17 protein-coding genes and 2 pseudogenes are annotated in these 20,429 nt (G+C 70.7%); 13 read left to right on the top strand and 6 right to left on the bottom strand.

Features of this window, described 5'->3' with window-relative positions; genetic code table 11:
• Positions 1-44 precede the first annotated feature (44 nt).
• From ACZ39I_RS37670 to dnaK, 7 genes are all read left to right on the top strand, one after another.
• Positions 45-2,132, top strand: a complete 2,088-nt coding sequence (locus ACZ39I_RS37670; RefSeq protein WP_467249677.1) for a phage holin family protein — start codon at positions 45-47, stop codon at positions 2,130-2,132.
• 76 nt (positions 2,133-2,208) lie between these two features.
• Positions 2,209-3,270, top strand: coding sequence for an ATP-binding protein (locus ACZ39I_RS37665; protein ID WP_467249675.1), 1,062 nt, complete (start codon positions 2,209-2,211; stop codon positions 3,268-3,270).
• Positions 3,271-3,329: 59 nt separating this feature from the next.
• Positions 3,330-5,096, top strand: coding sequence for a vWA domain-containing protein (locus tag ACZ39I_RS37660; protein ID WP_467249900.1), 1,767 nt, complete (start codon positions 3,330-3,332; stop codon positions 5,094-5,096).
• A gap of 64 nt (positions 5,097-5,160) precedes the next feature.
• Positions 5,161-5,589, top strand: a complete 429-nt coding sequence (locus ACZ39I_RS37655) for an OsmC family protein (protein WP_467249673.1) — start codon at positions 5,161-5,163, stop codon at positions 5,587-5,589.
• A 94-nt stretch (positions 5,590-5,683) separates the two neighbouring features.
• Positions 5,684-7,042: a magnesium transporter CorA family protein gene (locus tag ACZ39I_RS37650; protein ID WP_467249671.1), complete on the top strand. Its 1,359-nt coding sequence runs from the start codon at positions 5,684-5,686 to the stop codon at positions 7,040-7,042.
• A 7-nt stretch (positions 7,043-7,049) separates the two neighbouring features.
• The gene (locus tag ACZ39I_RS37645) at positions 7,050-7,808 is read left to right on the top strand and encodes a glycerophosphodiester phosphodiesterase family protein (RefSeq protein WP_467249669.1); all 759 of its coding nucleotides are present in this window, start codon (positions 7,050-7,052) and stop codon (positions 7,806-7,808) included.
• A 49-nt stretch (positions 7,809-7,857) separates the two neighbouring features.
• Positions 7,858-9,708 (top strand): molecular chaperone DnaK, encoded by a 1,851-nt coding sequence (gene dnaK / locus ACZ39I_RS37640; RefSeq protein ID WP_467249667.1) that lies wholly within the window; start codon positions 7,858-7,860, stop codon positions 9,706-9,708.
• A 12-nt stretch (positions 9,709-9,720) separates the two neighbouring features.
• Here dnaK and ACZ39I_RS37635 read toward each other — a convergent pair whose 3' ends face one another.
• The 3 genes from ACZ39I_RS37635 to ACZ39I_RS37625 form a co-directional block, all read right to left on the bottom strand.
• Positions 9,721-10,521 carry an SAM-dependent methyltransferase gene (locus ACZ39I_RS37635; RefSeq protein ID WP_467249665.1) on the bottom strand — a complete coding sequence of 267 codons (801 nt, stop codon included), beginning with the start codon at positions 10,519-10,521 and terminating at the stop codon, positions 9,721-9,723.
• Positions 10,522-10,581: 60 nt separating this feature from the next.
• Entirely contained in the window at positions 10,582-11,445 is an 864-nt protein-coding gene (locus ACZ39I_RS37630) for a helix-turn-helix domain-containing protein (RefSeq protein ID WP_467249663.1), read from the bottom strand.
• Positions 11,446-11,510: 65 nt separating this feature from the next.
• Positions 11,511-12,332, bottom strand: a complete 822-nt coding sequence (locus ACZ39I_RS37625; RefSeq protein WP_467249662.1) for a helix-turn-helix domain-containing protein — start codon at positions 12,330-12,332, stop codon at positions 11,511-11,513.
• A gap of 142 nt (positions 12,333-12,474) precedes the next feature.
• Here ACZ39I_RS37625 and ACZ39I_RS37620 point away from each other — a divergent pair, with 142 nt between their 5' ends.
• Together ACZ39I_RS37620 and ACZ39I_RS37615 are read left to right on the top strand one after the other, a co-directional pair.
• Positions 12,475-12,780: a 4a-hydroxytetrahydrobiopterin dehydratase gene (locus tag ACZ39I_RS37620; protein WP_467249660.1), complete on the top strand. Its 306-nt coding sequence runs from the start codon at positions 12,475-12,477 to the stop codon at positions 12,778-12,780.
• A 42-nt stretch (positions 12,781-12,822) separates the two neighbouring features.
• Positions 12,823-13,470 (top strand): annotated as a pseudogene (locus ACZ39I_RS37615) (class I SAM-dependent methyltransferase).
• Here the strand turns inward: ACZ39I_RS37615 and ACZ39I_RS37610 are convergent.
• Positions 13,439-13,915, bottom strand: coding sequence for a hypothetical protein (locus ACZ39I_RS37610; protein WP_467249658.1), 477 nt, complete (start codon positions 13,913-13,915; stop codon positions 13,439-13,441). The pseudogene ACZ39I_RS37615 and the gene ACZ39I_RS37610 sit on opposite strands and share 32 nt — an antisense overlap.
• Positions 13,912-14,391: a hypothetical protein gene (locus tag ACZ39I_RS37605; protein WP_467249656.1), complete on the bottom strand. Its 480-nt coding sequence runs from the start codon at positions 14,389-14,391 to the stop codon at positions 13,912-13,914. The genes ACZ39I_RS37610 and ACZ39I_RS37605 overlap by 4 nt, the downstream gene beginning before the upstream one ends.
• 40 nt (positions 14,392-14,431) lie before the next feature.
• On the opposite strand from ACZ39I_RS37605, the gene ACZ39I_RS37600 reads away from it, so the two are divergent.
• Together ACZ39I_RS37600 and ACZ39I_RS37595 are read left to right on the top strand one after the other, a co-directional pair.
• Positions 14,432-15,382 (top strand): helix-turn-helix transcriptional regulator, encoded by a 951-nt coding sequence (locus tag ACZ39I_RS37600; protein ID WP_467249654.1) that lies wholly within the window; start codon positions 14,432-14,434, stop codon positions 15,380-15,382.
• 43 nt (positions 15,383-15,425) lie between these two features.
• On the top strand, positions 15,426-17,321 hold the full coding sequence (locus tag ACZ39I_RS37595; protein WP_467249652.1) for a rhamnogalacturonan lyase: 1,896 nt from the start codon (positions 15,426-15,428) through the stop codon (positions 17,319-17,321).
• Between the two features lie 206 nt (positions 17,322-17,527).
• Here the strand turns inward: ACZ39I_RS37595 and ACZ39I_RS37590 are convergent, their stop codons facing one another.
• Positions 17,528-17,929 carry a squamosa promoter-binding protein 15 gene (locus tag ACZ39I_RS37590; protein ID WP_467249650.1) on the bottom strand — a complete coding sequence of 134 codons (402 nt, stop codon included), beginning with the start codon at positions 17,927-17,929 and terminating at the stop codon, positions 17,528-17,530.
• 747 nt (positions 17,930-18,676) lie between these two features.
• On the opposite strand from ACZ39I_RS37590, the pseudogene ACZ39I_RS37585 reads away from it, so the two are divergent.
• Both ACZ39I_RS37585 and ACZ39I_RS37580 read left to right on the top strand, forming a co-directional pair.
• Positions 18,677-19,703 (top strand): annotated as a pseudogene (locus ACZ39I_RS37585) (transposase).
• Between the two features lie 115 nt (positions 19,704-19,818).
• Positions 19,819-20,262: an ankyrin repeat domain-containing protein gene (locus ACZ39I_RS37580; RefSeq protein ID WP_467249648.1), complete on the top strand. Its 444-nt coding sequence runs from the start codon at positions 19,819-19,821 to the stop codon at positions 20,260-20,262.
• Positions 20,263-20,429: the final 167 nt, after the last annotated feature.

Raw genomic sequence — 20,429 nt, 5'->3', positions numbered from 1 at the left:
GCTGGTCCCAGCGCCCGCACCGACGACGGGCCAGGACGTGAGGTGTGCGGGGCGTGGGTGCGGGGCGTTGGCGACGGGTCGTCAGTCAGGTCGGGCGGAGCGTCACGGTATGGGTCGTCTCCACCCTGACCATGCTGGTGCTGGCCGGCATCCTGCCGGACTTCCGGCTCCAGTCCCCGACCGGTGACAGCGCGACCCGGATCGCCGTCACCGCGGCGTTCGGCGCCGGCGCCTTCGGTGTGCTGTCCGCCGTCGTGTGGCCCCTGCTCGTCCGGCTGTTCCTGCTGGTGCCGACGCTGGTGCTCGGGCTCCTCGTCTTCTTCCTCAACGGGGCGCTGCTGCTGCTCGCCCTGCGCCTGAACCCCGCCGAGCGCGGCGACGCCGCCCCGGAGACCGCGGTCGTGGTCGCCGCCGTGATGTCCGCGGTCGCCTCCGCCACCGGCGGCGCCCTCGCCGTACGCGACGACGACGCCTACCGGCGCCGCCTGTACCGGCTCGCCGACCGCCGCCGAAGAAGAGGCCCCGTCGGTCCGGCCACACCCGGCACCGTCTTCCTCCAGCTCGACGGCGTCGGCCACGACGTCCTGCTGGCCGCGGTCGGCCAGGGCCTGATGCCCACCGTCGCCCGCTGGATGGGACACAGCGACACCCCCGGCCGCGCGGTGCGCCCCACCCACCGGCTCACCTCCTGGCGCACCGACTGGTCCAGCCAGACCGGCGCAAGCCAGCTCGGCATCCTGCACGGCAGCAACCACGACGTCCCCGCCTTCCGCTGGTACGAGAAGGACCGCGGCGAGGTCGTGGTCTGCAACCGCCCGACCAGTGCCGTCGAACTCCAGCAGCGGGCCGTGGAACAGGCCGGACACGGCGGACTGCTCACCGTGGACGGCGCGAGCCGCGGCAACCTCTTCTCCGGCGGCGCCGAGGAGCAGGCCCTCGTCCTGTCCATCGCCACCCGCCGCCGCAGCCGCGAGACCCGCTCCCGGGCCGGCTACTTCGCCTACTTCTCCGACCCCGCCAACGCCGTGCGCACCGCCCTGTCCTTCTTCGCCGAGGTCGGCCGGGAGATCGGCCAGTCGACCCGCACCCGGGCCCGCAAGGAGCGCCCGCGGGTGGGCCGCGGGGGCCTGTACCCGCTGGTGCGCGCCTTCGCGACCGTCGTCGAACGCGATGTCGTGGTCGCCGCCGTGACGGGCGACATGCTCGCGGGCCGCACAGCCGTCTACGCCGACCTCGTCGCCTACGACGAGGTCGCCCACCACTCCGGGCCGACCAGCCGCGATGCCGCGAAGGTCCTGGAGCGCCTGGACCGCTCACTCGCGCTGATCGAGAACGTCGCCGAGCACGCCCCGCGCCCGTACCGGATCGTCGTCCTCTCCGACCACGGCCAGAGCCCCGGCGAGACCTTCCGCACCCGCTACGGGCTCACCCTCGGCGACCTGGTCCGGGCCGGCTGCGGGCTGCCCGTGTCGCGCAAGGCCGAGCACACCCACAGCGGGGCCGAGGCCCGCGCCGCCGTCCGTGCGGCACTGCGCCGGCCGGGCAAGGAAGCGCGCGAGCAGTACCGGCCCGCGCGCGGCTCCGAGCCGATCGTGCTGGCCTCCGGCAACCTCGGCCTGGTCTCCTTCCCCGATGTGCACCACCGGATGACCAAGGAGGAGCTGGACGCGCGGCACCCGGCGCTGCTGACCACCCTCGCCAACCATCCCGGCATCGGGTTCCTCCTGGTGCGCAGCGAGGAGCACGGCGGGGTGGTGCTGGGACCGTTCGGCACGGAGATCCCGCTCGACCAACTGGACGACAATCCAGGCCCATTGGCCGACTTCGGACCGGGCGCGGCCGACGCGGTACGCCGGACCCATTCCTTCCCGCACACCGCCGACATCATGGTCAACTCCTGGTACGACCCGGCCGAGGGCGAAGTGCTCGCGTTCGAGGAGCAGATCGGGTCGCACGGTGGTCTTGGCGGAGCCCAGGCCAAGCCGTTTCTGTTGTCACCACTTGCCTTGTCGGCGCCGCCCGAGGGGCTTGCCGGGGCGGAGCGAGTCCACGATGTGCTGCGGGGGTGGCTCGACGAGGCCGGGGGTCCCCAAGTGCCCCTGGTGACCGGGGCGGACGAGCGGGCCGCCTGAAAATCGGCTGCGCCGACCAGGGCCTGTGCTCACACTGTTCGAGTCCCCCTCTCGAACACTTTCTGGAGCCACCGCTTTGCAGGCTGCCGTCACCGTCTCGCCCTCCCGCATCCCCGACCTCCTCCTCGGCCTCGCCACCGTGCGGCCCGTCTTCGTCTGGGGCGCCCCCGGCATCGGCAAGTCCTCCCTCGTCAGGGAGTTCGCCGCGTCGCTGGGCCTGGAGTGCGTGAGCCTGATCGGCACGCAGCTGGCTCCCGAGGACCTGATCGGGGTGCCGCAGATCCGCGACGGGCGCTCGGTGTTCTGCCCGCCGGAGTCCATCGCGCGCGACGAGCCGTACTGCCTGTTCCTGGACGAGCTGAACGCGGCCACCCCGGATGTGCAGAAGGCGTTCTACTCGCTGATCCTGGACCGCCGCATCGGGGACTACGAGCTCCCCAAGGGCTCCATCGTCATCGGCGCCGGAAACCGGGCCACCGACAACGCGCTGGCCCGGCCCATCGCCTCCGCCCTCGTCAACCGCCTCACCCACGTCCACCTGGAGGCGTCCGCGAAGGACTGGCTGGTCTGGGCCGCCGAGCACGGCATCCACCCCTGGATCCTCGACCACCTCACCGACCGGCCCGACCACCTGTGGTCCAAGCCGCCGAAGACCGAGGAGCCCTTCTCCACGCCCCGCTCCTGGCACATGCTCTCCGACGCGCTGCACTCCTTCGGCCGGGACCTCGACGAGGACACCCTGAAGGTCCTCGCGCACGGCACGCTGACGCCCCGGCACGCGACCGCGTTCTGCGGCTACGTCAAGATCGTGCGCAGCCGGTTCGGCATCGAGGTGATCATCAAGGGCGACGCCCGCTGGCCGAACCGCCTGGAGGACCGCGACCTGCTCTACTACCTCGCCGAGTCCTTCCGCGGCCGTCTGCTCAAGGAACTCCCGGTCAGCAAGGAGCACATGTCGGCGAACGGCCGGCAGACCGCCTACCGCGCCAAGTCGCTGCTGGTCCAGCTCGCCGAGATCTCCGTCGAGGTCGCGCAGACCGTCATCGCCGCGGACGACGACGGCAACCCCGTACTGCCCTCCTGGTTCCTCGTCGAGGCGGCCCGGGACATGCCCCGTCTGGTGGAGGCGCGGCGGTGAGCCGCAGCCCCGAAAAGAAGAAGAAGCGCGACCTCGCGGGCGAGGCGTTCGCCGAGGGAATGCGGCTCATGCGGGCCAACCCGGCGCTCGCGGCCGTCGAGTTCGACGTCTGCCGCCGGGAGGAGTGCCGGTTCGCGCCCCGGGACGGGCTCGTGGTCGTCGACTCCGACGGCGACGTGCACGCCCACCCCGACCTCCCCCGCGCTCGAACAGACTCGCGCGGGGGGACCCCCACCGCCGAGCCCGCCGCCTGGGCCTGGGCGCTCGCCCACGCCGTCCTCCACCTCGGCTTCGGACACGTCCCCGCGGTCAAGGGCGAACGCACCCAGCCCGACCGCTTCGACCTCGCCGCCCGCTGCCTCGTCGTCAACCGCTTCCTGCTCGGCTTCCCCGTCGGCCGGGCCCCCGAGCACCTGCCCGCCTCCTACCCGGACGGCGACGAGGAGCAGCTCGCCGCGCGCTGGCGGCGCGACGGCATCCCGGCCGCCTACGAACACTGCGGTACGGCGGGCCCCGAGCCCGACCAGCTGCTGCTCAGGTGGGCGGGCTGGTCCCAGCCGCCCGACTGGCAGCTGGCGTTCGCCACCGCACTGACCCGGACCATGTCCGCGGCGATGGACATGGCGGGCGGCCGCCGCGACTCGCTCAGCGGGGAAGTGACCCCGCAACGCCCCTGGCAGCAGGCCCTGAGCTGGTTCATCTCCTCCTACCCGCTGCTCGGCGGCATCGCGGCCGGCATCACCCTGGTCGCCGACGCCGAACTCGCCCGTGCGCACGGCATCGCGATCGCCGCCGTCAACGCCGAGGCCGCGGAGATCTACATCAACCCGCTGCGCCGCTTCGACGACGAGGAATGGCGGTTCATCCTCGCCCACGAGATGCTGCACGCCGCCCTGCGCCACGGCGACCGCTGCGGCACCCGCGACCCCCACCTCTTCAACATCGCCTGCGACTACGTCATCAACGGCTGGCTGACCGAGATGCGCATCGGCACCATGCCCGAGGGCCTGCTGTACGACCCCGAGCTCACCGGCCTCTCCTCCGAGGAGGTCTACGACCGCATCGCCGGCGACCTGCGCCGCATGCGCCGCCTCGCCACCCTCCGCGGCAAGGGCGCCGGCGACATCCTCGGCGGCCCGCTCGGCTCGCCGCGCGACTACGTCGACCTCGACGAGTTCTACCGCCGTGGCCTCGCCCGGGGCCTCGATCTGCACCAGCGGCAGGAGCGCGGGTTCCTGCCCGGCGGCCTGGTCGAGGAGATCCGGGCGCTCAGCCATCCACCGCTGCCCTGGGACGCGCAACTCGCCCGCTGGTTCGACGAGTTCGTGCCCAGCCCCCAGCCCGTCAGGTCCTACGCCCGTCCCGCGCGCCGTCAGTCCTCCACCCCCGACATCCCGCGCGCGGGCCGCTACTTCCCGCCCGAGGAGATCGCCCGCTGCACCTTCGGCGTGGTCCTCGACACCTCGGGCTCGATGAGCCGCACCCTGCTCGGCAAGGCACTCGGCGCGATCGCCTCGTACGCCGAGGCCCGGGACGTACCCGCCGCCCGGGTCGTGTTCTGCGACGCGGCCCCGCACGACGCCGGCTATCTGCCCGTCACCGAGATCGCCGAGCGGGTCCGGGTGCACGGCCGCGGCGGCACCGTCCTGCAGCCCGGCATCGACCTCCTGCACCGCGCCGACGACTTCCCCGCGAACGCGCCCGTGCTGGTGATCACCGACGGCTGGTGCGATGTGCTCCGCGTCCGGCGCGAGCACGCCTACCTGATCCCGCAGGGGGCCAGGCTGCCGTTCACCGCAAGGGGGCCGGTCTTCCGCGTGAGCTGAGCCGTAGTGTGATCGGATGGTTCCCGCACACCCCCGTCAGCGGGACCACACGAAAGGACTGAACGTGGCTACCACGCGCTCCGCACACACCGTCTGGGAAGGCAACCTCCTCGAGGGCAACGGTGTCGTCACCTTCGATTCCTCCGGTGCCATCGACGAGCAGCCGGTGACGTGGGCTGCCCGCACCCAGGAGGCGAACGGCAAGACCAGCCCCGAGGAGCTGATCGCGGCCGCCCACTCCAGCTGCTTCTCCATGGCGTTCTCGCACGCCCTGGCCGGGGCCGGCACCCCGCCCACCAAGCTCATCACCTCCGCCGACGTCACCTTCCAGCCGGGCGAGGGCATCACGGGCATCCACCTCACCGTCGAGGGCAGCGTGCCGGGTCTCGACGAGGAGGGCTTCGTGGCCGCCGCCGAGCAGGCCAAGGTCAACTGCCCGGTCAGCCAGGCACTGAAGGCCGTACCGATCACCCTGGACGCCAAGCTCGCCTGATCCCGAAGACACCGGGTCGCGCAGGCCGCTCGTCCGGGGCGGTCTGCGCGGCACGTGGTTCGGGGGCCGGTCCGGTGGTGCGAAAGGCAACGCGATGACTGTGGGAACGGCCGGCGGTACGGCGGCACTCGACTCCGGCACCCGTGAACTCACCCGTGTCGTCGTGCTGTTCAGCCTCACCGGCCGACTCGACCCGGGGCGGCCCGCGCCGGCCAGCCTCGTCGACACCTTCGACTTCGGCCGCTTCGCCCTGCACCTGACGTCCAGCGAGGCGGTCCTGCCCGTGCCGGTGCTCGTCGAGGACGTGTCGCCCGGGGAGCTGCGGCTGCCGCACGGCGGCCACGGGCTCGACCTCGCGTCCGTCGAGATCACGGTCCTCGCCACCCCGCGCGGGGACATCACCCTGGCCCTGGACTGCGGATTCGCCGGACAGACGCCTCCCGCCGCCCTCGCGGCGTGGCTCGCCGACACCTGCTTCGACCGGGACCGGATCACGCTCGGCAGCACGGCCCTGCTCGACTCGCTGGGCGGCCTGCTCGCCCCACGGGAGCCGCTCGCCTTCGGCCAGAACGTCCACCAACTGGTCTTTCCCGGCGGCGACTTGGAAAACGACCTGCTGCGTCCCGACGAGGCCGGCTCGCCCGCCCTGCTCAACGAGATCGTGTACCGCGGCCGGCTGTCCCTGTCCGAGCCGCCCCACCTCCACCGGCACGGCCGCACCCTCTCCGCGCACGGCCGCGGCGTCTCCGTCCACGCCGGCTGGGCCGGGCACGTGGAGAACGGCCTCATCCTGGTCGCCGTCGGCATGATCTCCGCGCTCGCCGTCCTGCAGCGCACCCGGCTGGCCGCCTTCGAGACCATGCGCGCCAACGAACAGGCCGCGGCCGAGTCGCCGTACGAGATCCGCAGGCTGATCTCCCGGCTCTCCGACGGGGTGAACGAACTCCAGCTGGACCTGGCCTTCGGCGTCGAGGCGTACGTCGACAGCCTGCTGATCCCCGAGACGGTCATGGAGACCTTCCAGTCCTCGCTGCGCGACGCCCTCGGCATCCCCGACAGTCTGGACAACTCCGCCAGGATGGTCGAGCGGCTGACCTCGGTGATCAGCGCCCGCTCGGCCGCGCTGCAGGCCCAGCTCGCCGAGCGCGACGACCGCAGGGACCGTACGGTGTCGGCGCTCGTCGCGGTGGCCACCGGCATCGCCCTGCCGCCGACGCTGCTGCTGGCGTTCTTCGGGGCCAACGCCTCGAACGTGGACAATCGGCGGTCCATCTTCGACGCCCACTACCTCCCGGCCTACCTGCTGGCCTGGCTTCCCTTCATCGCCCTCGCCGTCATCGGATACCTCCTGCTCAGGCGGGTCAGCAGGCGCTCCGGCGCGCTGCTGGCGACCCCGACGGCCGTCCCGGTGCCCGCCCCGCGGTCGCCGCTTCGTCCGCCGTCCGGAAGCTGAGAGCCGTATGCCACGACGTCCCGCCATCTCCGCCCACCGGGGCGGAACCGAGCGTGCCGGCGCCGCGACCTGGGAGGCATACGAGGACGCGATCCGGTCCGGGGCGGAGTGCGTCGAGTTCGACATCCGGCGTACGGCGGACGGGGTCCTCGTCGTCCACCACGACGCCCGGGCGGGGCGCACCGGTCCGCTCCTCAGCGAGATCACCCACGCCGAGCTGAGCGAACGGGCCGGATATCCCGTGCCGGTCGTCGACGAGGTGATGTCGCTGATCGCGGGGAAGCTGGTCGGCCACCTGGACCTGAAGGAGAGCGGTTACGAGCGCGAGCTGATCGACCGGGCGGTCGCCCTGCTCGGCACGGACGGCTTCGTCGCCACGACTCTGGAGGACCGTTCCGTAGCGGCCATCGCACGGGCCTTCCCCCGGGTGCGCACCGCGCTGTCCCTGGGCCGCGACCGCAGGGACATCGCCCGGTCCCGCCTCGTCGGCACCCGGCTCAGCGAGCTCCTGCCGATGCGCCGGGTGCGCGCCTGCGGCGCGAGCGGGGTGGCCGTGCACCAGCGGCTGGCCCGCGCCAGCGTGCTCCGCCAGGCGGCCCGGCACGACCTGTTCACCATGGTCTGGACGGTCAACGACGACACCGTCATGCGGGCGTTCCTCGATCATCCGCGCGTCGACGTCCTGATCACCGACCGGCCGCGCCGGGCCGTCGCGCTGCGCGGGGAACGGCACGAGGAGCGTTCGCCGGGGTACACGTCACACTGAGCAGGTGGTGCAATTCCCTGGTGGACATCCCTGGCGGAAGGGGACAGCGATGGGACGTGCGGTCGGGATCGATCTCGGTACCACGAACTCGGTGGTGGCCCTGCTGGAAGGCGGTGAACCCTCGGTGGTCGCCAACGCGGAGGGAGCCAGGACCACACCCTCGGTCGTGGCCTTGGCCAAGAACGGCGAGGTGCTGGTGGGCGAGGTCGCCAAGCGGCAGGCCGTGACCAACGTCGAGCGCACCGCGCGCTCCGTGAAACGGCACATGGGCGACACAGGCTGGCGCTTCCCGGACCAGGGCTCCATCGACGGCACCCGGTACCGGGCGCAGGAGCTGTCGGCGCGGGTCCTGCAGAAGCTGAAGCGGGACGCCGAGTCCTATCTCGGCGAGGACGTCACCGACGCCGTGATCACGGTGCCGGCGTACTTCGACGACACCCAGCGGCAGGCCACCAAGGAGGCCGGGGAGATCGCCGGCCTCAACGTGCTCAGGATCATCAACGAGCCCACGGCGGCGGCCCTGGCGTACGGCCTGGACCGGGGCGAGGAGCAGACGGTCCTGGTCTTCGACCTCGGCGGCGGCACCTTCGACGTGTCCCTGCTGGAGATCGGCGACGGGGTCATCGAGGTCAAGGCCACCAACGGCGACACGCATCTCGGTGGTGACGACTGGGACCACCGGATCGTGGAGCACCTGGTCAAACGCTTCAAGGGGCAGTACGGGGTCGACCTCGGCAACGACAAGATGGCGCTGCAGCGGCTGCGCGAGGGCGCCGAGAAGGCCAAGATCGAGCTGTCCTCGTCCTCCGAGACCACCATCAACCTGCCCTACATCACCGCCTCCGCCGAGGGCCCCCTGCACCTCGACGAGAAGCTGACCCGCGCGCAGTTCCAGGAGCTCACCGCGGATCTGCTCGACCGCTGCAAGACCCCCTTCCACCAGGCGGTCAAGGACGCCGGCATCAAGCTCTCCGCGGTCGACCACGTCATCCTCGTCGGCGGCTCGACCCGGATGCCCGCGGTGACCGACCTGGTCAAGGAGCTCACGGGCAAGGACCCGCACAAGGGGGTCAACCCCGACGAGGTCGTGGCGGTCGGGGCGGCGCTGCAGGCGGGTGTCATCCGCGGCGACGTGAAGGACGTGCTGCTGCTCGACGTGACGCCGTTGTCCCTGGGGATCGAGACCAAGGGCGGCATCATGACCAAGCTCATCGAGCGCAACACCACGATCCCCACCCGCCGTTCGGAGATCTTCACCACGGCCACCGACAACCAGCCCTCGGTGGGCATCCAGGTGTACCAGGGCGAACGCGAGATCGCCGCGTACAACAAGAAGCTCGGCGTCTTCGACCTCACGGGTCTGCCGCCGGCCCCGCGCGGCGTTCCCCAGATCGAGGTCGCGTTCGACATCGACGCGAACGGGATCATGCACGTCTCGGCGAAGGACCTCGCGACCGGACGCGAACAGAAGATGACGGTGACGGGCGGATCGGCGCTCCCCAAGGACGACATCGACCGCATGATGCGGGAGGCCGAGCAGTACGCCGAGGAGGACCGCAACCGCCGCGAGGCCGCCGAGACCCGCAACCAGGCGGAGCAACTCGTCTACCAGACCGAGAAGTTCGTCCGCGAGAACGACGACAAGATCTCCGCCGCCACGAAGACGGACGTCGAGTCGGCGGTCTCCGAACTGAAACGGTTCCTGGAGGAGAACGCCGACACCGACACCCTCCGGGGCGGCGTCGAGAAACTCGCCTCGGTCAGCCAGAAGATGGGCCAGGAGATGTACGCCCAGGCCCAGCAGCAGTCCCCGCCGGACGAACCGGCCTCCCCGCAGCACGAGGAGGAGGGCGTGGTCGACGCGGAGATCGTGGACGACGAGAAGGACCGGAAGGAGTAGCGCCGTACGGGGTCAGACCTTGCGCGCGACCCCCGCGTACACCGGCACGATGCCCTCCGCCTGCGCAGCCACGTCCTCCGGGCCCGGACGCCAGCCCGACACCGGGATCACTCCGGGGCCGAGCAGCTCCAGGCCGGCGAAGAAGCGGGAGAACTCGGCGAGCGAACGGGGGAAGAAGGGGGTGCCGCTGCGCCGGAACTGCTCGGCGGCCTTCTCGATGGCCTCGGGGCTCAGATCGGGTGTGACCTGCGACAGGATCACGTAACTGCCCGGAGCGAGCTCGGCGACATACCGCTCGAGCAGGCCGTACGCGTCGTCGCTCAGGTAGTGGGTGAGCGCCACCAGGGACAGCGCGACCGGCTGCGAGAAGTCCACGGTCTCGGCGGCCAGGCGCAGGATGGTGTCCGGGGCGCGGACGTCGGCGTGGACGTAGTTCGTGGCGCCCTCGGGACTGCTGTGCAGGAGGGCCTGGGCGTGCCTGAGGACGATCGGGTCGTTGTCCGCGTACACGACCTTCGACTCCGGGGCGACCTCCTGCGCCACCTGGTGCAGGTTGGGCTCGGTGGGAATGCCGGTGCCGATGTCGAGGAACTGGCGGATCCCGGCCTCGGCGGCCGTCCGCACCGCCCGCTGCATGAAACGGCGGTTGGCGCGCGCCCCGCGCATCACCGTGCCGTCCACGGCGAGGATCCGGCGGGCCAGTTCCTCGTCCACCGGGTAGTTGTCCTTGCCGCCCAGCCACCAGTCGTACACCCGGGCCGGGTGCGGCCGACTGGTGTCTATGGCGGGGGCTGCGGCGTCGGATCCGGTCATGCGGTGTCTTCTCCCCTGTGGTGAGACGTGTTGTGGGACGTGTGGTGCGGTGACGCCCGCTCAGAAGTCCTCGCGGCGCTCCCGCAGCAGCTTCTTGGTGCGCTCGGCCGACGCGGCCCGCGCCGACATGTGGTCCAGCACCTCCAGGTGCGTGGCGACCTCCTGGCGGGAGTCGAGATACAGCGCGCCCGTCAGGTACTCGGTGAAGACCAGGTCGGGAAGCTCCGGCTCGGTGAAGCGGAACAGCGAGAAGGGCGCGTACGTCCCCGGGTGCGGGCCCTCCTCGAACTCGCACACCTGGAGCGTGATCCGGTCGCGCTCGGCGAACTCCAGCAGCTTGTCCAGCTGTTCGCGCATCACCTGGGAGCGGATGCTCACCGGGCGGCGCAGCACCGTCTCGTCCATGATCACCCACAGATGGGGTGCGTTCGGGCGCTCCAGCAGTTCCTGCCGGGCCATGCGGAGCGACACGTGCCGCTCCAGCGACTCAGGACCCGCGTGGCCGATCGTCCCGGCCTCCATGACGGCCCGCGCGTAGTCCTCGGTCTGGAGCAGTCCCGGCACGAAGTGCGGCTCGTAGGAGCGGATGATGCCGGCCGCGCCCTCCAGGCTCACGTACAGGCTGAACCACTCGGGCAGCACGTCGTGGAACCGCTGCCACCAGCCCGGCTTGTTGGCCTCCTCGGCCAGCTGGACGAAGGCCCCGACCCGCTCCTCGGGCACCCCGTACGTCTCGAGCAGCACCTGGACATACGGGATCTTCAGGGCAACCTCGGCCATTTCCATCCGCCGTACGGTCGCCGGGGCCACCCGCAGTACCTGCGCGGCCTCCTCACGCTTGAGGCCGGCCGCCTCCCGCAATTCCTGCAGCTGTCTGCCGAGCACCACCTGGCCCACGGTCGGCGCAGGTCGCCGCTCACTCACGCCACGCCTCCCCTACGCGTCGAAGCTTGCGTGCAGTGTGCCATGCCCGGCGCCGGTCTCACCGGTCAAGACCGCGAGTGAAGGTACTTGGCCGTCGCCGGGTCGGCCGGCAGGAACGTCTCGATGGCCAGTTCGGCGACGGTCACGTCCATGGGGGTGTTGAACGTGGACGTGGACGAGATGAACGACAGCGTCCGCCCCTCGTGCTCGATCCGCATCGGCAGCGCGAAGTAGGGGACCTGCCCGGCCGGTCGGTCGTCGTCGGACTCCTCCGGACCCGGCACCGGGTAGGCCGCGACTTCCTCGTACAGTTCCCGCAGCCGTTCGGAGCGGCGCAGGGCGATCTGCCGCCGCATCTGTTCCAGCAGATGGCCGCGCCACTCCCGCAGGTTGCGGATGCGCGGGGCGAGGCCCTGCGGGTGCAGGGTGAGCCGCATCGTGTTGAGCGGGGGCCGCAGCAGGGACTCCGGGATGCCGTCCAGAAGCATCATGATCCCCCGGTTCGCGGCCACGACGTGATACGCGGCGTCGAACACCAGGGCCGGATAGGGCTCGTAGCCCTGGATCAGCCGCTCGATCCCCTCCCGCACGGCGTCCAGGGCCGGATCGTCCAGCGGGGTCTCCGGGAAGCGCGGGGCGTAACCGGCCGCGAGCAGCAGCGCGTTGCGCTCCCGCACCGGCACCTCCAGATGCTCGGCGAGCCGCAGCACCAACTCCTCGCTCGGGCGGGAGCGTCCCGTCTCGACGAAGCTGATGTGCCGGGCACTGGAGTCCGCCCGCAGCGCCAACTCCAGCTGACTGACCCGCCGTTGCTCTCGCCAGGCACGCAGGAGGGGACCCACGCCCTGGCCGGGAGGGGTGGCTGTGGCGGAGTGGGCAGTGGTCATATGTACGACCGTAGTCGAGGGGGCGGGCGTACACGGCCGAAGATGTCCCCCGTCCGGCCGCCTGAACCCTCCTGACCAGGGCCTCAGCGGTACAACTGTGGGACGCTGAGAACACCCCCGACCCCCAGGAAGGAGCGAGGCCATGCCCGTCGAACCGCTGTCGCAGAAGGAGATCGAGGACCGGCTCGCGGAACTGCCGGGCTGGTCCGTCGACGACGGCCGTCTCACCCGCTCGTACCGCCTTGGCACCCACTTCGCCGCCACGGCGATGGTCGTGCACATCGCCCAGGTCCAGGAGGAGCTCGACCACCACTCCGACCTCACCCTCGGCTACAACACGGTCGCACTGTCCGTGCACACGCACAGCGCGGGCGGCGCCCTCACGGAGAAGGACTTCGAGCTCGCACAACGGGTGGAGGCGCTCGCCGCCGGACACGGAGCCCAGTGAGCCGGTGCTCGACCGCGACGAGGGGCCGACGCTTACGACGCCGTGCGCGGCGGCGAGCCAAGGGCTGCCGCGGCCGCGGCAGCCGTGCGCTGTCTGATCCCCGCGGACACCCGCCGGCTCCTCGACGTGGCCTGCGGCACCGGGATCGTCACCCGCAGGCTCGCCGCCGCCCGGCCCGCGAACCGGGGGACGGGCGCCGACCTGAGGTACGGCATGGCCCGGACGGCCGCCGTGCGGCTGCCCGGCGCGGTCGTGATCGCCGACGGCCGTGCGCTGCCGTTCGCCGACGGGGTGTTCGACGCCGTCACCGGCGTGTGACTGCTGCACCTCCTCGGCCGGCCCGAGGACGTGGGGGCCGGGGTCGCCGAGTGCGCCCGGGTGCCCAGGCTCGGCGGGGTGTACGTCACCACCGCCGACAAGGCTGCCGCCCGGCCCCGGACGCGGCGCCGCTCGTCGAGTCGTACGCCGCCCACCTCCTGCATCCGGCCGGCCGGGCCCGCTTCCCGGGCCGTGGTCAGGGGCGCAGTCCCAGCCGCGCCGCTGGCGACGTGCGGCGGCTGGTTCACCCGGCTGCCGCCCGGCGATCCGCTCACGCAGCGGTTCGCCGAGCGACGGGAGGCGCTCCCGGAGCAGGAACTCCCGTGTCCCGAACCGGTGTTCAGCCTCCCGGCGCTCCGGAAGGCCGGCTGAAGTCCATGGTCCAGTTGGTCACCCACCTCTCCCCGCCGTCCACGGAGAACGCCTGCTCCCAGCGGGCCCCTCGCACCGAGACGTCCGCCCACACGAACCGCACCCGCACGTCCTTCCCGTCGTACGCGTCGTCGCCGTAGAACTCGCCGCGACCGGCCTCGAACCGCCCGACGACCGGCGGGAACAGCGTCCCGCTGCGGCTCGCGGCCCAGTTCAGCGACCACTGCCCGGTCGCCCGGTCGAAGAGCCGCAGGGTCGCGCCCTTGGCTTCCAGGTGCGGCATGTCGATCTCGTCGATGTTCGCGGCCCCGTCGAACAGCGGCCAGCAGTGGCTGGTGGCCCGGAACTCCTCCCAACCGCCGTCCGGATCCAGGAAGTCGGTGCGGCGGCGGTTGACGACCTCCCATTCGCCGTGGAGGAAGTCGAAGTCGTGGGGGCTGCTCATGAGCGGTCCCCCGTGGTTCCCTCGGGCAGCGAATCCGCCAAGTAGGCCTTCAGGTCCGGGACTTCGGACGCGAGCAGGTGCCGTACCCAGGCGTCCCGTTCGTGCGCGATCGGCGGGAGCTCCCAGACGCAGCCGATCCAGGGCAGGTCCGGCTTGACGAAGTGCGTGGGGTCGAGGTCAGGGCAGCGGAGCGCGGGCTGTCCGGCGGCGGCGCCACGGAAGTGGAGCACGTTGTCCCACACCCAGCTGTAGGCGTTGAGGTAGGCGCCGGTGTCCGCGCCCCGGTGCAGCACGACGAAGGTCGCGGGCGGAGTGCCGTCCGGCTCCGGCAGCAGCTCCGGGAGGATCTCGTACGCCGCCTTCTCGACCTCGGGCGCGATGCCGGCCGGGTCGGCGGTGACGTGGTAGCGCTTGACGTGCCGCCCGGCGACCTCGATCGGCGGCGGCACGGTCAGCAGTTTCTCGGTGAAAGCCATGGGCAGGACGCTAGGCCCGCTTCACTGACATCCTGTGTCAGTGAAGGCCGGCCGACTCGTCTCGATCCTCCTGCTGCTCCAGACCCGGGGCCGGATGACCGCCGCCCAGCTCGCCGACGAGCTGGAGGTGTCCGTGCGCACGGTCTACCGGGACGTCGAGGCGCTGAGCGCGGCCGGCGTCCCGCTGTACGGCGACGCGGGCCACGCCGGCGGCTACCGCCTGCTCGACGGTTACCGCACCCGGCTGACCGGCCTCACCGCGGAGGAGGCCGAGGCCCTCTTCCTGGCCGGAGCGCCCGGTCCCGCCGCCGAGCTGGGCCTGGGGCCCGTCCTCGCCGCCGCCCAGCTGAAGGTGCGGGCCGCGCTGCCGGCGGAACTGCGGGCCCACGCCGACCGGATCAGCGGACGCTTCCACCTCGATACGCCCGGGTGGTACGCGGAGGCCGAACAGACACCGTTCCTCCCGGCGGTGGCGGAGGCGGTGTGGAGCAGCCGGGTGCTCCGTGTCCGGTACCGCCGCTGGGCCGAACCGACCGATGTGGAGCGGCGGTTGGAGCCATACGGGCTGGTGGCGAAGGCGGGCCGCTGGTACGTCGTCGCGGGGCCGGGACCACGCACCTTCCGCGTGGACCAGATCCTCGAACTGACCTCCACGGAAGAGGAGTTCAGCCGTCCCGAGGGCTTCGACCTGGCTGCCTGGTGGACGGCGTACCAGCGGGACTTCCACGACCGGCTGTACCGGAGCGAGGCGCTCGTGCGGCTGGCGCCGGGCGTGCGGCTGCCGAGGGCGGCCCATGTCCGTACCGATCCCGCAGGTCGGACCCTCGCCCGGGTCCCCATCGAGTCCGTCGAGCACGCCCATGGCGAATTCCTGCGCCTGGGCGCCGACATCGAGGTGCTGGAACCCCCCGAGCTGCGCGAACGGATGGCGCGAACGGTCGCCGAACTGGCCGAAAGATACGGCAACTCGGCTTCCCCGTGCGGCGACTGAGGGGTGGAACCCGTCCGTCCCCACAGCTTCGGAGGTTCACCCCGTGCAGCACCCGCACCCGCACCCCCACCGGCGTCCTCACCCGCACCGCAGACGCCGGGTCCTCCTCTCGGCGACGACCGCCGCCGTAGCCCTCGTGGCCGCCGGACTGACCGCGTTGTCGCCCGGTACGGCCGAGGCCGCCACCGCCCGCCAGGTCGAGAAGCTCGACCGGGGCGTCGTCAGCGTGCACACCAGCAGCGGCAACCTGGTCAGCTGGCGCTGGCTCGGCACCGACCCGAACGACGTGTCCTTCAACGTCTACCGCGCGGGTACGAAGGTCAACTCGACCCCGGTCACCGGCTCCACGAACTACTTCCACTCCGGCGCGCCCGCCGAGGCCGACTACACCGTCCGGGCGGTCGTTGGCGGAGTCGAGCAGGCGGACTCGGTCCATGCGGTCCAACTCCGCAGCGGCTACAAGGACGTTCCCATCAGCCCGCCGTCCGGCGGCACGACCCCCGACGGCGTCGCCTACACCTATGAGGCCAACGACGCCTCGGTGGCCGACCTCGACGGTGACGGGGCACTGGACTTCGTCCTCAAGTGGCAGCCGACCAACGCCAAGGACAACTCCCAGTCCGGCTACACCGGCAACACGATCCTCGACGGCGTCAAGCTCGACGGCACCCGGCTGTGGCGGATCGACCTGGGCCGCAACATCCGTTCCGGCGCGCACTACACGCAGTTCCAGGCGTACGACTACGACGGCGACGGCAAGGCCGAGGTCGCCATGAAGACGGCGGACGGCACGGTCGACGGGACGGGCGCGGTGATCGGCAGCCCGTCGGCCGACTACCGCAACTCCAGCGGCTATGTCCTGTCCGGCCCCGAGTACCTGACCATGTTCAACGGGCAGACCGGCAAGGCGATGCAGAGCGTCGACTACGTCCCGGCCCGCGGCACGGTGTCGTCATGGGGCGACTCGTACGGCAACCGCGTCGACCGCTTCCTCGCGGGAACGGCGTACCTGGACGGCGCCCGGCCGTCGCTGATCACGGCCCGCGGCTACTACACCCGCACGGTGATCGCCGCCTGGGACTGGCGGGGCGGCGCCTTCACCCGCCGCTGGACCTTCGACACCAACTCCTCGACCAACAGCGGCAAGGGATACGACGGTCAGGGCTCGCACAGTCTGTCCGTCGGGGACGTCGACAACGACGGCAAGGACGAGATCGTCTACGGGGCGATGGCGGTCGACGACAACGGCAACGGGCTGTGGACCACGAAGACCGGGCACGGCGACGCCCAGCACCTCGGCGACCTCGACCCCTCCCACGCGGGTCTCGAGTACTTCAAGGTCTCGGAGTCGACCTCCCAGCCGGCGGAGCTGTACATCAACCCGGCGAACGGCACGGTGAACTGGAAACTGGCGGCGTGCTGCGACAACGGGCGAGGGGTCGCCGGTGACATCTGGGCCGGCAACGACGGCGCCGAGGTCTGGTCGGCCTCCGACTCCTCGATCCGCGACGAGGCCGGCGCCACGAAGGGCCGCGAGCCGTCCTCGGTGAACTTCCTGTCCTGGTGGGACGGCGACACTGTCCGCGAACTCCTCGACGGCACCCACATCGACAAGTACGGCACCTCGTCCGACACCCGCCTGCTGACCGGAGCGTCGGTCCACTCCAACAACAGCACCAAGGCGACCCCGTCCCTGTCCGGCGACATCCTGGGCGACTGGCGCGAGGAGGTCGTCTGGCCGACCTCCGACAACAAGGCGCTCCGCATCTACTCCACGCCGTACGAAACGACGACGAAGATCACGACCCTCCTCCACGACACGATGTACCGCACGGCCCTGGCCTGGCAGAACACGGCCTACAACCAACCCCCGCACCCGAGCTTCTACCTCGGCAACGGGATGGCCACGGCACCGAGGCCGGCGGTCTACACGCCGTAGGGCCATGACCTGCTGAAACGGCTCCTCGTTGAAATCGGAGCGGCGATCGGCTCAGGGCCATCACCGGTCGCCGCCCACTCCGCCGGCTTGCGTGGGAAAACTTCTGTAGGCGCATCCGACACCTTGTCGACCTGGATCATCGAGTACAAGAGCAACGCCCCATGACGTTCGACGAGCAGTTCGGCATGAACCACCGACCCAGCTCATCAACCTCGATAGAAGCCCTCGTCCTCCTCGTTCGGCTGCAGCGGCGCAAACTGCCGCAGCTCGCCGCCTCGGATCATCCACACGCGGAAGAACGCTTCCTCCTGATCCATCACCAAGAGCTGTACGAGGTTCGGTTCCCGCCATGGCATCTCGAATACACGCTGCTTGAGGGCGTCGAGATCGGCGTGGTTCAAAGCACCCGCCCACACCTCGCACTCGGGGTGCTTCCATCCACCCCATTGATGGGTCTCGCGGCTGGTGAGCGACTGCAAGAAACCGACGCCATGGGCCTCCGGTTGAGAACGACGGGGGGCATCCGTCCGCAACCACTCACTCAGCGCCTCCACACCTGCGCCGTCGGCCACGTCAACCGAGATCATCACGTTCGCCACCCAGCTCATGGCGATCGTTGTACAGCAACAACCAGCGTCTCTGCCCCACGTTTCCTCCACAGGTAAACGTGACCAAGGCTCGCGTGCCGGCTGGCACGTCTCACTTCGAAACGATCAGTAAGCCCCCTACCTGTTCGAGGGGACTGCGGATGTCGCCGAGGCAAACTCCGGCCTCGCCCCGACCGAAGCCTCCGCGGTACCCGCCTGACCCTGCACCGCGCGCCCCCGGTCCGCACGCTGGCCGGGGGTTCAGCGTGCGCTGCGTCCCGAATCGGTGAATCCTGGGCGCGATCCGGGTGCCCCGACTCGGCCCTGGACGGCCTCGCAGGCGACCGGGCCGGGTGCGGGCCGACAAGGCGTACGACTCCCGCCGCACCCGGGCCTACCTGCGTAGACGCGGTATCAAGGCGACCATCCCGGTTCCGGCGGGCGGGTCCGCAACCGCCGCAAGCTCAGCTCCCAAGGCGGTCGGCCTCCGAAGTTCGACGAGAGCGACTACCGCGGGCGGCATGCCGTCGAGTGCGGCATCGATCCCCTCTAGCGCCATCGGGCCGTGGCCACGCGATACGACTGGCCTTGGCGCCTTGAGTTTGATCTGCCGACCACTGCCTGAGGCGGCGCATGCTGCCGCCGGACCGGTGGGCGTGTCCCGATAGGGGCCTTCGCGACAGGCACCGTCACAGTCCTGACCGTCACACTCGGCCCGGCGTCGGCCGGTGTTCCCGAGACGTCAGGAGACAGTCGACCGTGACCAGCATGACCCAGCACACCCGCCCACGTCACCACACGACTGACCTCAGCGCGGAAGTGGTTCTCGGGGTGGACACCCACAAGGACATCCACGCAGCCGCGGTAGTCACCAGTACCGGAGCACTGCTGGACAGTCGCACGTTCCCCACCACGAGGGAGGGATACTGCCAACTCCTGTCCTGGGCCCGCTCCTTCGGGAAGTTACAGCGGGCCGGCGTGGAGTGCACGGGCTCCTACGGAGCCGCACCGCCGACGCGGCAAGACCGACGCGATCGACGCTGCAGCAGCGGCTCACGCCGTTCTGTCTGGCCGCGCCACCGCCGCCGCCAAGACCACCAACGGCCCGGTGGAGACCATCCGGTTGTTCAAAATGGCCAAGACATCCGCGATCAAGTCCTGTTCGCAGGCCATCAACCAGCTCAAGGCCATCCTGGTTGCCGCAGACCCGACCCTGCGTGAGTCACTGGCCGACCTGAGCAACCCCAAGCTCATCCGGGGCTGCAGTGAGCTGAGCCTCAGCGGGGGACCCGGCCCTGAGGCCGCCGCCCGACACACGCTCCGTCTCCTGGCCAGGCGCATCCTGCATCTCACCGACGAGATCAGCGACCTCACCAAGCAAATCACTTCGGCCATCGGCGTCTGCGCGCCCAAACTCCTCGATGTCCACGGCGTCGGCCCCGACACCGCTGCCGCGTTGCTGACAGCGGCCGGGGACAACCCGCAACGGATGGGCAGCGAGGCGTCCTTCGCCGCTCTCTGCGGCGCGCGCCCCGTCGAAGCCTCCTCCGGCAAGACCCAGCGCCGCAGACTCAACCGCGGCGGCGACCGCCAGGCCAACTCCGCCCTCTACACAATCGTCCTGGCCCGGATGCGCTGGGATACCCGCACCCGCGCCTACATCGAACGCCGAGTCTGCGAAGGCAGGACACACCGCGAAGCCATACGCTGCCTCAAACGCTACGTCGCCCGCGAGATCTACCAGGCGATCGTCACGCTCCGACCGAATATGGACAAGCCAGGATCAGCTGCTTGACATCCATAGGGGCATCAAGCTCGCCGTCCGCTACGAGGCCACTGTGCTGATCGCAATGATCAACGAATAGATATGAGTGGTTCTGACCTACCGATGATCGCTAGCCTCAACGGCTATGAAGCAGCGGCAGCAGAAGAAGCTCTCCCACCGCCTTTTCGAGGCAATCCTGTCGGGTGACGCCATGAGCGCGAAGACCCTGCTGCGCAGTGGAGCAAGTCCGGAGAGAAGGAACCCCGACGGCACCACTCCTCTGTACCTGGCATCGGTGCAGGGAGAGGCCGAGGTGGCCCGCTTGCTCATGGAGGCCGGGGCTTCCCCTGACACTCAAAGCAGCGGCACCGGCTCGGAGGGCACACCGCTGTGTGCAGCTGCTTGCTGGGGACACACCGCGACGGTCCGGGAACTGTTGGCGCATGGCGCCGATCCCACCCTCCGCGAAGACCACGGCACAGGCTGGTCCCCGCTGGACTGGGCGGACCATGGCCCCCACCCCGACACTGCCGAAGTCCTCAGGGCAGCAGGAGCGCACCCAACAACGGAAGCTCACCCAGCTCCGTAGCCAGCAGAATCTCACTACCCACCTTCGGCAACAGGCCCTAAGAGGTCGTTGTCACCTGTACTGCCTTGATAGAGGCCGATTCTTGCAATGTGGGATTGCGGTGCCGAAGAGGTAGCAGGTGTGCGCGGGGCATGCGGGCTGGGCGGGGTGACGGGTGGGGCGGGAGG

This window comes from Streptomyces sp. NPDC024687, assembly GCF_055559055.1.
Note: the sequence above shows the minus strand (reverse complement) of the source record. Positions and strands in the feature narration are given on the sequence as shown.

Bases quoted from the DNA above. Each gene is read 5' to 3' on its own strand.
- ACZ39I_RS37645 (WP_467249669.1), top strand. From the start codon at position 7,050: ATGCCACGACGTCCCGCCATCTCCGCCCACCGGGGCGGAACCGAGCGT.
- ACZ39I_RS37620 (WP_467249660.1), top strand. From the start codon at position 12,475: ATGCCCGTCGAACCGCTGTCGCAGAAGGAGATCGAGGACCGGCTCGCG.
- ACZ39I_RS37635 (WP_467249665.1), bottom strand. From the start codon at position 10,521: ATGACCGGATCCGACGCCGCAGCCCCCGCCATAGACACCAGTCGGCCG.
- ACZ39I_RS37605 (WP_467249656.1), bottom strand. From the start codon at position 14,391: ATGGCTTTCACCGAGAAACTGCTGACCGTGCCGCCGCCGATCGAGGTC.
- ACZ39I_RS37650 (WP_467249671.1), top strand. From the start codon at position 5,684: ATGACTGTGGGAACGGCCGGCGGTACGGCGGCACTCGACTCCGGCACC.
- ACZ39I_RS37580 (WP_467249648.1), top strand. From the start codon at position 19,819: ATGAAGCAGCGGCAGCAGAAGAAGCTCTCCCACCGCCTTTTCGAGGCA.
- ACZ39I_RS37610 (WP_467249658.1), bottom strand. From the start codon at position 13,915: ATGAGCAGCCCCCACGACTTCGACTTCCTCCACGGCGAATGGGAGGTC.
- ACZ39I_RS37625 (WP_467249662.1), bottom strand. From the start codon at position 12,332: ATGACCACTGCCCACTCCGCCACAGCCACCCCTCCCGGCCAGGGCGTG.
- ACZ39I_RS37590 (WP_467249650.1), bottom strand. From the start codon at position 17,929: ATGAGCTGGGTGGCGAACGTGATGATCTCGGTTGACGTGGCCGACGGC.
- ACZ39I_RS37660 (WP_467249900.1), top strand. From the start codon at position 3,330: ATGCGGCTCATGCGGGCCAACCCGGCGCTCGCGGCCGTCGAGTTCGAC.
- dnaK (WP_467249667.1), top strand. From the start codon at position 7,858: ATGGGACGTGCGGTCGGGATCGATCTCGGTACCACGAACTCGGTGGTG.